This window comes from Enterococcus quebecensis (genome assembly GCF_001730365.1).
GTDB lineage: Bacteria > Bacillota > Bacilli > Lactobacillales > Enterococcaceae > Enterococcus_L > Enterococcus_L quebecensis.
In genome coordinates this window covers 84,512-98,898 of the sequence record NZ_MIKB01000014.1, presented here as the reverse complement: position 1 = coordinate 98,898, position 14,387 = coordinate 84,512, and the positions used below count along the sequence as shown (strand labels likewise).

General features: G+C 38.5%; 14 protein-coding genes. 13 read left to right on the top strand and 1 reads right to left on the bottom strand.

Features of this window, described 5'->3' with window-relative positions; translation table 11 throughout:
* Positions 1-26 precede the first annotated feature (26 nt).
* The 11 genes from gmk to BCR23_RS08465 all read left to right on the top strand — a co-directional run bounded on the left by gmk (position 27) and on the right by BCR23_RS08465 (position 11,713).
* Positions 27-641, top strand: a complete 615-nt coding sequence (gene gmk / locus BCR23_RS08515) for a guanylate kinase (protein WP_069635065.1) — start codon at positions 27-29, stop codon at positions 639-641.
* 4 nt (positions 642-645) lie between these two features.
* Positions 646-951, top strand: a complete 306-nt coding sequence (rpoZ, locus tag BCR23_RS08510; RefSeq protein WP_069635064.1) for a DNA-directed RNA polymerase subunit omega — start codon at positions 646-648, stop codon at positions 949-951.
* 205 nt (positions 952-1,156) lie between these two features.
* Positions 1,157-3,589: a primosomal protein N' gene (gene priA / locus BCR23_RS08505; RefSeq protein ID WP_069635063.1), complete on the top strand. Its 2,433-nt coding sequence runs from the start codon at positions 1,157-1,159 to the stop codon at positions 3,587-3,589.
* 59 nt (positions 3,590-3,648) lie between these two features.
* Positions 3,649-4,143 (top strand): peptide deformylase, encoded by a 495-nt coding sequence (gene def, locus BCR23_RS08500; RefSeq protein WP_069635062.1) that lies wholly within the window; start codon positions 3,649-3,651, stop codon positions 4,141-4,143.
* Entirely contained in the window at positions 4,136-5,077 is a 942-nt protein-coding gene (fmt, locus tag BCR23_RS08495; RefSeq protein WP_069635061.1) for a methionyl-tRNA formyltransferase, read from the top strand. The genes def and fmt overlap by 8 nt, the downstream gene beginning before the upstream one ends.
* Positions 5,078-5,082: 5 nt before the next feature.
* Positions 5,083-6,447 carry a 16S rRNA (cytosine(967)-C(5))-methyltransferase RsmB gene (gene rsmB, locus BCR23_RS08490; RefSeq protein ID WP_069635060.1) on the top strand — a complete coding sequence of 455 codons (1,365 nt, stop codon included), beginning with the start codon at positions 5,083-5,085 and terminating at the stop codon, positions 6,445-6,447.
* A 15-nt stretch (positions 6,448-6,462) separates the two neighbouring features.
* On the top strand, positions 6,463-7,212 hold the full coding sequence (locus BCR23_RS08485; protein WP_069635059.1) for a Stp1/IreP family PP2C-type Ser/Thr phosphatase: 750 nt from the start codon (positions 6,463-6,465) through the stop codon (positions 7,210-7,212).
* Positions 7,209-9,389, top strand: coding sequence for a Stk1 family PASTA domain-containing Ser/Thr kinase (pknB, locus tag BCR23_RS08480; RefSeq protein ID WP_069635058.1), 2,181 nt, complete (start codon positions 7,209-7,211; stop codon positions 9,387-9,389). The genes BCR23_RS08485 and pknB overlap by 4 nt, the downstream gene beginning before the upstream one ends.
* 103 nt (positions 9,390-9,492) lie before the next feature.
* Positions 9,493-10,392, top strand: coding sequence for a ribosome small subunit-dependent GTPase A (rsgA, locus tag BCR23_RS08475; protein WP_069635057.1), 900 nt, complete (start codon positions 9,493-9,495; stop codon positions 10,390-10,392).
* 29 nt (positions 10,393-10,421) lie between these two features.
* A complete protein-coding gene (gene rpe, locus BCR23_RS08470; RefSeq protein ID WP_069635056.1) occupies positions 10,422-11,072 on the top strand; it encodes a ribulose-phosphate 3-epimerase in 651 nt (216 codons plus the stop codon).
* The gene (locus BCR23_RS08465) at positions 11,072-11,713 is read left to right on the top strand and encodes a thiamine diphosphokinase (protein ID WP_069635055.1); all 642 of its coding nucleotides are present in this window, start codon (positions 11,072-11,074) and stop codon (positions 11,711-11,713) included. The genes rpe and BCR23_RS08465 overlap by 1 nt, the downstream gene beginning before the upstream one ends.
* Before the next feature lie 44 nt (positions 11,714-11,757).
* Here BCR23_RS08465 and rpmB read toward each other — a convergent pair whose 3' ends face one another.
* Positions 11,758-11,946: a 50S ribosomal protein L28 gene (rpmB, locus tag BCR23_RS08460; protein ID WP_010761898.1), complete on the bottom strand. Its 189-nt coding sequence runs from the start codon at positions 11,944-11,946 to the stop codon at positions 11,758-11,760.
* Between the two features lie 266 nt (positions 11,947-12,212).
* Between rpmB and BCR23_RS08455 the strand changes: the two genes are divergently transcribed.
* Both BCR23_RS08455 and BCR23_RS08450 read left to right on the top strand, forming a co-directional pair.
* Positions 12,213-12,575: an Asp23/Gls24 family envelope stress response protein gene (locus tag BCR23_RS08455; protein ID WP_010761897.1), complete on the top strand. Its 363-nt coding sequence runs from the start codon at positions 12,213-12,215 to the stop codon at positions 12,573-12,575.
* A gap of 65 nt (positions 12,576-12,640) precedes the next feature.
* Positions 12,641-14,314: a DAK2 domain-containing protein gene (locus BCR23_RS08450; protein ID WP_069635054.1), complete on the top strand. Its 1,674-nt coding sequence runs from the start codon at positions 12,641-12,643 to the stop codon at positions 14,312-14,314.
* Positions 14,315-14,387: the final 73 nt, after the last annotated feature.

Here is a 14,387-nt window from a genome sequence, read left to right as displayed (position 1 = left end):
GTAGCTTTTAACGAAAGGAAGTCATCATGTCAGAGCGTGGATTATTAATTGTACTATCGGGTCCTTCTGGAGTTGGTAAAGGAACAGTACGAAAAGCAATTTTTGATAGTGAAGAGAATGATTTTCAGTACTCAATTTCTATGACCACCCGTAAAATGCGGGAAGGAGAAGTAGAAGGGGTAGATTACTACTTCCGCACGAAAGAAGAATTTGAAGCAATGATCGAAGCTGGGGAAATGTTAGAATATGCGCAATATGTAGGGAATTACTACGGAACGCCGCTTTCTTACGTTAACCAAACGCTTGATAAGGGAAAAGATGTCTTTTTAGAAATCGAAGTTCAAGGTGCTGAACAAGTGAAAGAACAAGTACCGGATGGTGTATTTATTTTTCTGACACCACCAGATTTATCTGAGCTTAAATCACGAATCGTTGGTCGTGGTACCGATGACCATGAGGTAATTGAAGAACGGATGCGTGTGGCTCGCGAAGAAATCGAAATGATGGCATTATATGATTATGCAGTTGTTAACGATGAAGTGCCGCTAGCGGTAAAACGAATTAAAGATATTATTGCGAGTGAACATTTTCGCGTTAATCGAGTAATTGGTAAATACATTAAAATGTTGAAGGAGATGTAGCCTTATGATGCTAAAACCATCTATTGACTCATTATTGAAAGAAGTACCATCAAAATATTCACTTGTTATCTTAGCAAGCAAACGTGCCCATGAATTAGATGAAGGCGCACAACCAACACTAGAAAGTTTTGAATCTGTAAAAAGCGTAGGACAAGCATTGGAAGAAATCGATGCAGCAACCGTGATCAATGATCCTAGACCAGAAGAAAAACGTGAAAGAATGCGTTTAGCTAAAGAAGAACAAAAAATGAGACATGAACAAGAACAAAAAGAACTTGAAAATCGTATCCGCGACGAAAAAAGTTTATAAAACATAAGATAGGCTGAGATAAAACTCTTTAAAGTTTTATCTCAGTTTTTCTTTGCTGCTGATAACAAGTAGTGAGCAGAATGAGTTAATTTTTTGTAATAGAGATCAGAGGAACAAGACAAATACCAGATTCTTTAGTACAATAAGCAAAGAAATGCTGAATCAAGAAAAGAGTAGGACTATTGATAGAAACGGAGGAATGTTTATGAGGAAAGCGGCACAAGTAATTGTTGATGTACCAACGATGCAGACAGATCAACCGTTTACTTATTTGATTCCTTTTAACTTAGAAAAACAATTAGCGGTCGGTATGCGTGTGGAAGTTCCTTTTGGGAATGGAAATCGACATCTACAAGGATTTGTTTTAGCGATGGATGAAGTTTCTGATGAAGTGATTGCAGCGCAAAAGTTTGAATGGAAAGAAATTCTTTCTGTTTTAGATTTAAAACCAGTGCTGAATACTGAATTATTGGAACTTGCTGACTACATGAAGGAAAAAACGTTTGCCTTTAAAATTACTTGTTTACAAACGATGCTGCCAAGTGTGATGCGGGCGGATTATCGGAAGTACATATATTTAACAGATGAATTAGAAGAAGAGCTTCAAGATGAACTATTCTATGGATTAGAAGAAATTGCTTGGGATGACGCAGAGGATCGGGCTATTTTGCCTCAATTGATGCAACTTAGAAAGCAGCAAAAAGTCGATATTCGTTATGAAGTCAATACACGTAACAAAGTAAAGACGATCCGCTACATCCAAGCACTTAAAAATTTTGAAGAATTAGAAGAAGCGCGGATGGAACTTAGAAAAGGCTCGCAAAAAAAAGAGCAGCTGATTAACTATTTGCAGCAAGTGGGTTTAGAACAAATGACCACTGTCAAAGAGATGAAAGAACTAGGATTTAGCACAGCGATTTTAAATGACGGAGCGAATAAACGGTGGTTGACATTTATCGAAGCAGAAGCATATCGAGATCCTTTTGCGGATCATACCTTTGAGAAAACGACGGCCCTATCTTTGAATGATGAGCAACAAAGTGCTGTGGATAAAGTTCTGGGATCGGTGAATCAAGGAATAAGTAAAACGTATCTATTGGAAGGGATTACTGGTAGCGGGAAAACAGAAGTGTACCTCCAAGTAATTGCAGAAGTGTTGAATCAAGGGAAAACGGCAATGATGTTAGTACCGGAAATCTCGTTAACACCACAAATGGTTCATCGTTTTAAGAGTCGTTTTGGTGAGCAAGTAGCTGTTATGCACAGTGCGTTGTCTCAAGGTGAAAAGTATGATGAATGGCGGAAAATTGAACGTGGTGAAGCGCAAGTAGTGGTTGGTGTACGTTCAGCAATTTTCGCGCCACTGGAAAATCTTGGTGTAGTGATTATTGATGAGGAGCATGAAGCAAGCTATAAACAAGAAGAAACCCCTCGTTATCATGCGCGTGATTTGGCTATCTGGCGTGGAGAGTACCATCATTGTCCAGTGGTGTTAGGAAGTGCGACGCCTTCATTGGAATCGCGAGCTCGGGCACAAAAAAAAGTGTATGAACGCTTAGTATTGACTAAAAGAGCGAATCAGACTGCGACATTACCGACAATCGACGTAGTGGATATGCGTGAAGAGATTCAAAATAAAAATACTTCTTCATTTTCACTAGCGCTTCAAGAAAAAATACATGATCGATTGGCTAAAAAAGAACAAAGTGTTTTATTGCTAAATCGTCGAGGCTATTCTTCTTTTGTTATGTGTCGAGATTGCGGGTATGTGTTACCATGTCCAAATTGTGACATCTCCTTAACCCTACATATGGATACAAAAACCATGAAATGTCATTATTGCGGTCATGAAGAACGGATTCCTTATCATTGTCCAAATTGTGGCGGAGATAAAATTCGTTATTATGGTACAGGGACCCAAAAGGTGGAAGAAGAACTAAAAGCTCTTTTTCCTGAGAGCCGTGTTTTGCGAATGGATGTGGATACGACCAGAAGAAAAGGGGCACATGAAAAGATTTTAACAGCTTTTGGTAATCATGAAGCGGATATTTTGTTAGGCACGCAAATGATTGCTAAAGGACTGGATTTCCCCAATGTTACACTAGTAGGTGTGTTGAATGCAGATACTGCACTTAATTTACCTGATTTTCGATCGAGTGAACGAACATTTCAGTTATTGACTCAAGTCAGTGGTCGAGCAGGACGTGCAGAAAAACCAGGGGAAGTGATCATCCAATCCTTTAATCCAGAGCATTATGCCATTCAATTGGCTAAAGCTCAAGACTATGAGGATTTTTACCAAAAAGAGATGTACGTACGCCACCGTGGTGATTACCCACCGTTTTATTTTACAGTGCAAATCACAGCTAGCCACCCAGAAGAGAATCAGGCAGCAAAGCAGATGTTTGAAATAGTCAAAGAGTTGCAAGAAGGTTTATCTGATCAAAGTATTTTACTTGGCCCAACACCCAATGCCATTATGCGGGTTAATAATCGTTACTTTTATCAGGTAATCATTAAATATAAAAATGAGCCAAACTTACAAGCCATTTTAAAGAAAATATTGACTGACACCCAAAGAGCAACGGCTAATGGATTGAAATTATCCATTGATGCTGAGCCGATGAATTTTATTTAAACTAGCCGTAGGTTTACTGTTGACGCCACTAAATGTTGTTTTTTAAGAAAGGAAATTTAATGCGCTATCCTATAGTTATACACCCTAATGAACGCTTGAAACAAAAAGCAAAACCAGTAACAATGATTACTGATGAAACCATCACCCTTTTAGAAGATATGTATGAGACCATGATTGCTCATGACGGAATCGGTCTTGCTGCACCTCAAATTGGTAAAAATCTTCAGCTTGCAGTGATCGAGGTAGATGAAGAAACAGGGTTATTTGAATTGATCAATCCTGAAATCATCGAGAGTAAAGGAACTGATATCGATGTTGAAGGGTGTTTAAGTATCCCAGAAACATACGGAACAGTGGAACGAGCGGATGAAGTGACGGTTCGTTATTTTGATCGTGAAGGAGACGAAATTGAAGTAACTGCTTATGGCTATCTTGCTAGAGCATTTCAACATGAAATTGACCATCTAAACGGTGAGCTATTTATTGATAAAATTATTGAATCAATTAAACCAGAAGATTTAGATGCATATATGGAGGAACATTTTGATGACTAAAATTATATTTATGGGAACACCCGCTTTTTCTGTTCCTGTCTTAGAAGGACTAATCGAAAATGGTTATGACATTCAAGCCGTGGTGACTCAACCAGACCGACCTGTGGGACGAAAAAAAGTAATTACCCCAACACCAGTAAAAGAAGCCGCTTTGAAACATAATTTACTTGTGTTACAACCTGAAAAAATCTCTGGATCGCCTGAGATGGAGAAAATCATTGAACTTGCACCAGATCTTATTGTGACGGCAGCTTTTGGTCAGTTTTTACCAGAGAAAATTTTAAACGCACCGAAATTTGGTGCAGTCAATGTCCATGCGTCGTTATTGCCAAAATATCGCGGTGGTGCGCCTGTTCACTATTCAATTATTGAAGGAGAAAAAGAAACAGGAGTTACAATCATGGAGATGGTGAAAAAAATGGATGCAGGAGATATTCTTTCTCAAAAAGCAATCCCGATTACTAAAACAGATGATGTCGGTACAATGTTTGATAAATTAAGTGTTGTAGGTAAAGACTTGCTGTTGGAGACATTACCTAAAATTTTAGCGAAAGAAATCACTCCAATTCCTCAAGACGAAAGCCAAGTGACTTTTTCGCCAAACATTACCAGAGAGCAAGAAAAAATCGATTGGCACAAAACTGCTGAACAAGTGGATAACCAAGTTCGCGGCATGCGTCCGTGGCCGACAGCTTTCACAACATATAAAGAAATCAATTGGAAATTATGGGACGTTACACCTTTAGAAGAAACAACTGAGGCTGTTCCTGGTACGATCATTAAACGCAGTAAAAAAGACTTGTGGATTGCTTGTGGAAAAGGAACAGTTCTTTCTGTGAATAGCCTGCAGCCATCTGGAAAAGGGAAATTATTCATTCAAGATTTCCTAAACGGAATTGGCAAAACAGTCGTAGAAGCAGATAAGGTGGGCTAATCAATATGGGCAAAAAAATACCAGCAAGAATAAAAAACTCTGTTCGTTATGTGGCGTTAAGAACGATTGAACGTGTAGATAATGGCGGAGCGTACTCGAATTTATTATTAAATGAAATGATCAATAAATCTGCTTTAGGAGAAAAAGATAGTCGCTTATTCACGGAACTTGTATATGGCACAATCAGTCATAAGTTACTGTTAGAGTATTATTTGACGCCTTTTATTCAAAATCCTAAAAAAGTAGACAGTTGGGTGAAGAATTTGCTCAGTTTATCCGTTTATCAATTAGTATTTTTAGACAAAATTCCAGACCATGCGATTATTAATGAAGCAGTAGAGATTGGCAAACATAGAGGCAATAGCGGGATTGGTAAATTTGTTAATGGTATTCTCCGAGCATTTCAACGAGAAGGCGTTCCAAGTTTAGATAAAATAAAAGATCCTATCGAGCGATTGTCGGTAGAAATCAGCATGCCTAAGTGGTTAACAGAAAAGTTAATCAAACAGATGGGGATAGAAGAAACCCGAAAACTAGGTTTGTCGCTTTTTGAAAAAAGCCATGTTAGTGGACGTGTAGACACTCGTGAAATCAGTATTTCTGATGCGTTAGAAGAATTGCAAAAAGATCACATTGAAGCCTCAGCCAGTCAAGTTTCTCCATATGGTGTGGTAGCAGACAAAGGGTTTTTAGCAGGTAGTTACTTGTTTGGAATGGGGAATTTAACCATCCAAGATGAAAGCTCTATGCTAGTGGCGCCAGCCATGCAGATTGAAAAAAATCATGTTGTTTTAGATGCGTGCGCAGCTCCTGGTGGAAAAACGACACATATTGCAACTTTCCTTGATTCTAAACAAGGCGGACGTGTAAAAGCGTTAGATATTCATGATCACAAAATAAAATTAATCAAGCAAAACGCTGAGCGTCTTCATGTAAAAGACGTGGTGGACACTGAAAAATTGGATGCACGTAAAGTTGGAGAAGAATTTCCAACAGAATATTTTGATCGAATCTTAGTTGATGCACCATGTTCAGGTTTAGGGTTAATGCGTCGTAAACCAGATATCAAATACCATAAATCAGCGCAAGATTTTGAACAATTACCTAAAATCCAATTAGAAATTCTAGAAAGTGTTGCGCATACATTGAAACAATGGGGTATAATGGTCTATAGCACATGTACAATTGCCGAAGAAGAAAATCAGGAAGTTGTTGCAGCATTTTTAGAGAAACATCCCGAATTTAAAAAAATCGATGTTGCGGTGAATGAAGCTGTTCAGTCTGCTATACAGGATCAAATGCTTACATTATACCCACATCAATTAGGAACGGATGGCTTTTTTATTTGTTGTATGCAGAAAGTTTGTTAAACGAGGTGAAGCATAGTGGAAATCAATTTTCAAACAGATGTCGGATTGAAACGGAATACGAATCAAGATTATGCAGGTTTATTTGAGAATCAGGCAGGTGTTTCTTTAGCTATTTTAGCTGATGGTATGGGCGGTCATCAAGCAGGAGATGTGGCAAGCCAGATGGCTGTCAATAATTTAGGTGTGCGTTGGCAAGAAAGTTCTATTGACACATCAGAAAAAGCAGCTCAATGGATGATCAAAGAAATTCAGGATGAAAATGAGTTGATTTACGAAAAAGGTCAATCCCATCCTGATTATTTAGGTATGGGTACGACCATCGTTAGTGCAGTATTATTAGATCAGTCATTTGTGTTGGCTAATATCGGCGACAGTCGAGCTTATTTAATACGTAATGGGCAATTGCGTCAACTGACAGAAGACCATTCTTTAGTCAATGAATTAGTGAAGTCAGGTGAAATTACTCGTGAAATGGCCGCAAATCACCCGAGAAAGAATGTTTTGACCCGTTCATTAGGCATGCCAGGGATGGTGGAAGTCGATGTAACGAATCATCTTTGGGTACCGAATGACTATATTTTACTATGCTCAGATGGACTGACAAATATGGTTCCTGAGGAAGCTATTTTGGCTATTTTACTTTCAGAAAAAACATTAAATGAAAAAGTTGCTACATTAATTTCTACAGCTAATGAAGCTGGTGGAGCAGATAATATTACGGTCTTAGTGATACATTTTGACGAACAGAAGGAGGAGAACCAATGATCGAAATCGGCAGAAAATTGAATGGCCGATATCACATTATTGGCAATATTGGCAGTGGTGGTATGGCAAATGTATTTCTAGCCCATGACTTGATTTTGGATCGTGACGTAGCTGTCAAAGTATTGCGTTTTGATTTCCAAAATGATCAAGCAGCGATTCGCCGCTTTCAAAGAGAAGCCTTGGCTGCTACTGAGTTGGTTCATCCTAATATCGTCAGTGTGTATGATGTAGGAGAAGAAGACGGCTTGCAGTACTTAGTGATGGAATATGTAAAAGGAATGGATCTAAAAAGATTTATTAAAACACAATATCCAATTCCATACGCAAAAACCGTTGATATTATGGAACAAATTTTATCAGCAGTTTCACTTGCCCATGAACATAGAATTATTCATAGAGATTTAAAGCCGCAAAATATATTGATGGATGAAAGCGGCGTTGTAAAAATCACGGATTTTGGGATTGCGATTGCGTTGACAGAAACGTCCATTACACAAACGAATACGATGTTAGGTTCCGTCCATTACCTATCTCCTGAACAAGCAAGAGGTAGTATGGCCACGAATCAATCAGATGTATATGCAGTGGGGATTATCTTATATGAAATGCTGACAGGAAGCGTACCGTTTGATGGCGAATCTGCGGTAACAATTGCTTTAAAGCATTTTCAAGAAGAGATGCCTTCTGTTAAAACCTTCGATCCAAATATTCCTCAGTCATTGGAAAATGTGGTGTTACATGCAACGGCTAAAGATCCAGCTGATCGATATAAGACAGCAGAAGAAATGTCACGTGACTTATACACAGTCTTAGCAGCAAATCGCTTGAATGAACCAAAGTGGCAACCAACAGGTCTGATGGGTGAAACGAAAATTTTAACACCAATCACTGATGAAATGGCTATGCCGTCTTCGTTTAATACGATGGAAACACCACCAGAAGAACGCAATGAACATGAAGAAATTGAACAACAAGAAGCTGCAGCGAAAAAGAAAAAGAAGAAAAAAAAGCCGTTGATTATTTTCCTGATTTTACTAGTACTAGCATTACTCATTGGTGGTGGTCTTTATCTTGCTGGCAGAGGCAGTAGTGAAGTTAAAATTCCTAATGTGGAAGGAAAAAGCGAAGCTGATGCACGAAGAATCTTAGAAGATGCGGGACTAAAAGTCAAAAATGCGACGAAAGAAATCCCAGATGATTCTATTGAAGAAGGAAAAGTAGTGAAGACCGATCCATCTGTAGATTCAACAGTGAAAAAAAATCGGGAAGTCGAACTTTATATAAGCTCTGGCAATAAGAAAATCAAGCTAGATGATTATGCTGGGCAAAATTATAAAGATGCTATCGAATCACTAGGAAAATATGGTTTTAAAGAAAGTCAAATCAAGATTACTAGAGAAACTAGTTTAAAGGTAGACGAAGATAAAGTCATTAGTCAGACGCCGAAAAAAGGCGAAGAAGTTGATCCTAAGTCAGATGAGATCACTTTAGTTGTTAGTGGTGGGCCAGAGGATGTTTATCTAGATAATTACGCGGGTTATAGTTATGAGAATGCTGTAGCAGCATTAGAAGCATTAGGTATCAAAGAAAACCAAATTTCACGTTCTGACGAAGAGAGTGATACCGTAGACCCAGGAGTAGTGATCGGACAAACACCAGGTGCAGGATCGTCAATAAATCCTAAAACAGGTAAAATAACATTAAGTGTAAGCAAAGGAACAGATAAAATTGTTTTAGGCAATTATGCTGGTTATAGTTATGAAAATGCTGTAAATGCTCTAGACTCGTTAGGTGTTAAAGCAAACCAAATTTCTCGTTTAGAAGAAGCGAGTGACACAGTAGAAAAAGGGGCAGTTATCTCTCAAACGCCAGCAGCAGGCTCTTCATTTAATGTAAAAAACGATAAAATCACTCTGACAGTTAGTAAAGGTTCCGACAAAGTAACTTTAGATGATATTAGTGGCTACTCTAAAAAAGAAGCTCGTGATTATTTATCAAGTAAAGGGTTGAAAATATCAGAGAAGACAGAAGCTTCATCCAGCTACGATAAGGATCGAGTAACCCGAACAACACCTGGTGGCGGAACAAGTGTCACCGCAGGCAGTACGGTAACTGTTTACTTCTCAAGTGGACCAGATTCAACGAAACCCACTTCAGATACTTCTGTTCAAAACTAATCAACATATAAGAGGCAGCAAGAAACTATTTTTAAGAGGTTTCTTCTGTCTCTTCTCTTTTCTTTTCAACCTATGGTAAAATGAAAACAATAGAAACAAGGAGGTGGCATTTCTGAAAGGTCAAATCAGAAAAGCATTAAGTGGTTTTTACTACATTTATGCAGATGGAGCAACATTTCAAACAAGAGCCAGAGGGAACTTTCGAAACCGTAAAATCACGCCATTAGTTGGTGACGAAGTGATGTTTGAAAGTGATAATCCAACCGATGGTTATTTATTGGAAGTTTTTCCTAGGCATAATGAATTGGTGCGTCCGCCGGTGGCTAATGTAGATCAAGGCGTGATTGTCATGAGTATGGTGGAGCCTAATTTTTCATATAACTTGCTAGATCGTTTTTTAGTTACATTAGAGGATAAAGGTATCGCACCCATTATTTATTTGACGAAAGTTGATTTAGTAACTGGAACAGAAGCGGTTAGTGTGGCAGACGTTAAAAAAGTTTATGAAAAAATCGGATATCCAGTAATTGCTGCAACAAAAGCTAATGACGACGAAGCAGTTCAGCTGTTGGAACAGTATTTTCCAGAGTGTTTGACCGTTTTTATGGGTCAGTCGGGCGCTGGGAAATCAACCTTATTAAACAAAATTTCTCCTGAGTTACAGTTGGCTACTGATGAAATCTCTGAATCATTAGGGCGAGGGAAACATACCACACGTCATGTAGAACTGTTGCCTTTATATGATGGGTTAGTTGCAGATACACCAGGATTTAGTTCTATCGACTTTTTAGAAATGGAAACAACGGAACTGCCGAAACAATTCCCAGAGTTTGTAGAAGCTTCAGTATCCTGTAAGTTTCGTGAATGCATGCATCGCAAAGAACCAGGTTGTGAAGTTAAAACTCGTGTGGAAGAAGGAAATATTGCTCAATCACGTTATGATAATTATCTACAATTTTTATTAGAGATAGAGAACCGTAGACCTATTTATAAGAAAAAATAAAAAAATCAGATACATAAGGAGAGAGTTCAATGAAACTAGCACCATCGATTTTAAGCGCCGATTTTGCCAATTTAGAAAGAGATATTCAATTAGTAGAAAAACTAGGGGCAGACTATATTCATGTGGATGTGATGGATGGTCAATTTGTTCCTAATATTACGCTTGGTCCTAACGTGGTTTCAGCGATTCGACCAGTAACAAAACTACCATTGGATGTCCATCTAATGATTGTTCAACCAGAAAATTACATTGATGCCTTTGCTAAAGCTGGATCAGATATTATCACGGTTCATGCAGAAGCAACGCCTCATATTCATCGTGCTGTGCAAATGATTAAAGATTCTGGCGTAAAAGCGGGTGTAGTGATCAATCCAGGGACACCGTTGTCAGCTATTGAATATGTGTTGGATTTAGTAGATCAAGTCTTGATCATGACAGTTAATCCTGGTTTTGGCGGACAATCATTTATTGAAAGTTCATTAGATAAAATTGCTCAATTAAAAGAATGGAAAGAGTCTAAAGGTTATAGTTACGATATTGAAGTAGATGGCGGTATCGATCCTTCAACTGCGAAACGTTGTAAAGAAGCGGGAGCGAATGTTTTTGTAGCAGGCTCTTATATCTATAATTCAGAAAGTCCTAAAGATCGCATTGAGGCCTTAAGAGCTGCGTTGGACTAATGAAGATTATCCTTGTGGCTGGCGGTTCGCCCAATGAGTGGCCGCAGTTAAATTGGGAAGACTATGATTATGTTGTAGGGATTGATCGAGGAAGTTTATTTATTCTGGAACAAGGTTTGTCATTGGATTTAGCGGTAGGAGATTTCGATTCTTTAACCAACGATGAAAAGCAATTTGTTCAAAAACAAGCCAAAGAATTGAAACAGGCGCAAGCAGAAAAAGACGATACAGATACTCAACTAGCTTTGCAGTTGGCACTTGAGAAATTCCCAAAAGGGGATGTCACGATTATCGGTGCTACAGGTGGTCGATTGGATCATTTTCTGTCAAATCTTTGGTTGCCATTGGAACCTCGCTTTCAATCTTTCGTGGGACAAATCAGATTAGAAGATCGACAAAATAGCATCGCGTATTATCTACCAGGAAGCTATGTTGTGAAAAAAGAATCTGAAATGACTTATCTAGCATACTGCTGTTTAACACCTGTGACGAATCTAACGTTAACGGCAAGTAAATATACCTTAGATCACAAGGATGTAGCTATCCCGACATCATATGCAAGTAATGAGTTTGTGGGAGAGACAGCCAAGTTTTCATTTGATACAGGCGTGATAGCGGTGATTCAAAGTCGAGACAAATAAAAAAAGCTGAACGGCACGCCGTTCGGCTTTTTGATTACGTTCTATTAAACACGCTCGATTTTACCAGATTTCAAAGCACGAGTTGACACCCAAACTTTTTTAGGTTTACCGTCTATTAATACACGAACTTTTTGCAAGTTAGGTTTAACAGTACGTTTAGTAGCGTTCATTGCATGTGAGCGGTTATTGCCGCTGCTTGTCTTACGACCAGTAAAATAACATACTTTTGCCATTTTTAGTTTCCTCCTTTGCTTTGATCTTGGAGCGATAGTTTTCAGCTCATACTAACTTAATTTATCATAGAAGGTGTTTTTTTGCAAGAAGATTTTCAAATCAGTTTGACATTTCCCATCAAACGATGTAAATTATACAATTATTGGTAAATTCGATGAGACTCTCTATAATAATCTGGCTAACTTCCTTTTCATTGAGGTACGGCTATGTTAAAATACTATAGAAGAAAATAGGGCAATTGTGCTCTTTAAGGAGGCTTTCATCAATGGCTGTAAAAATTAAAACACCAGCAGGTACCATTGAGATTACCAATGAGGTTATCGCCACAGTTGTTGGCGGTGCTGCGACAGATATCTACGGAATCGTCGGTATGGCTAGTAAAAACCAAATCAAAGATAATTTAAATGGCATTTTGCGTAAAGAAAATTATTCCAAAGGTGTTGTCGTGCGTCAAGAGGAAAATGGCGTTGCGGTCGACGTATATACAATCGTAAGTTATGGAACAAAAATTTCAGAAGTTTCTCGTAATGTGCAAGAAAAAGTAAAATATAACCTTGAAACACTTCTAGGTGTGACAGCTAATTCGGTCAACGTATTTGTGCAAGGTGTTCGTGTGTTGCCTGACTAGGTAGCCAGCTGTCAAATAGATGAAATTTCATTTATTGGCAGGAATCTCAAAGGAGGATTTTTTAGGTGAATGTAACAGAAATCAGTGCAAGTCAGTTCCAAGAGATGGTTCAGGCTGGTGCGAGTCGTCTGCATGTGAATGCAGAATATGTCAACTCATTGAATGTTTTCCCTGTGCCAGATGGTGATACAGGAACAAATATGAACTTATCTATGACCAGTGGAGCGAAGGCTGTAGCAGATTCTCGTTCCGAAAAAGTTGGAGAATTAACAACGATTCTTTCAAAAGGATTATTGATGGGTGCCAGAGGGAATTCTGGTGTTATCTTATCTCAATTATTCCGTGGTTTTTCTAAGCAAATTCCAGATGTTGAAACATTAAATGCCAAAGACTTAGCAGCTGCATTTACACACGGTGTGGAAACTGCTTATAAAGCAGTTATGAAGCCTGTTGAAGGGACAATTCTGACTGTTTCTCGTGAGGCTGCACGTTCTGGGGAACGTAAAGCAAAAGAAACGGATGATTGTATCGAAGTAATGGAAGCTGTTGTTAAAGGTGCTAAACGCGCTTTAGCTAAAACGCCTGATCTTTTACCTGTGTTAAAAGAAGTCGGTGTTGTTGATAGTGGCGGCCAAGGGTTGTTATTTATCTATGAAGGATTCTTGGAAGCTTTATCAGGTGAATTTTTAGCTACCGAAATCTATGAACCAAGTCCAGGAGAAATGGACGAGATGGTTAATGCTGAACATCATCGTGGTGTTAGTGGTCATGTAGCAACTGAAGATATCAAATTCGGTTATTGTACCGAAATCATGGTTCAAATCGGAGAAGGTCCGACTGTAGACAGCGACTTCGATTATGAAACGTTCAGAAATTATTTGAACGAATTAGGTGATTCTTTACTTGTCGTAAATGACGATGAGATCATCAAAGTTCATGTCCACACGGAACATCCTGGTGAAGTCATGAATTACGGTCAGAAATTCGGTTCGTTAGTAAAAATCAAAGTTGATAACATGCGTTTACAGCATGAAACATTAGTAGAACATGATGCTCAAGCGGCAGTAGCTCAAAAAGCGCGCGTACCGTATGCTGTGATTGCAATCGCAGCAGGTGAGGGTGTACAAGAATTGTTCCGTAGCCTTGGTGCAAGTTACATTATCAGTGGCGGTCAAACAATGAACCCGAGTACAGAAGATATATTGAAAGCTGTTAAAGAAGTTAATGCTGACCAAGTGATTATTTTACCTAATAATAAAAATATTTTTATGGCAGCTGATCAAGCCGCTGAAGTAGCGGATATTCCAGTAGCGGTCGTACCAACAAAAACGATTTCTCAAGGAATGACAGCAATGCTTGCTTTCAATGATCATCAAACGCTTGAAGAAAATAAAGCAACAATGACAGAAATGATCGAAAGTGTTGTTAGCGGACAAGTAACAACCGCTGTACGTGACACAACGATCGACAATGTTGAAATCAAAAAAGACGACTATCTAGGGATGATCGATGGAAAAATCGTTGTTTCTGAACCAGATATGTTTGAAGCATCATTGGATACACTAAAACGCATGATCGATGAAGATACAGAAATCGTAACGATCATTGTAGGCGACGGTGGAACAATGAAAGAGGCTGAGAAATTTGTCGAAGCATTAACTGCTGAATATGAAGATTTGGAAACAGAACTTCATGAAGGTGGACAACCTGTATATCCGTACCTATTTTCAGCTGAATAAATTGAGATTAACGAAAAAGGCCAGACACTTGTTGTTTGGCTTTTTCTATAGAAAATAAACAAATAGACAGTAA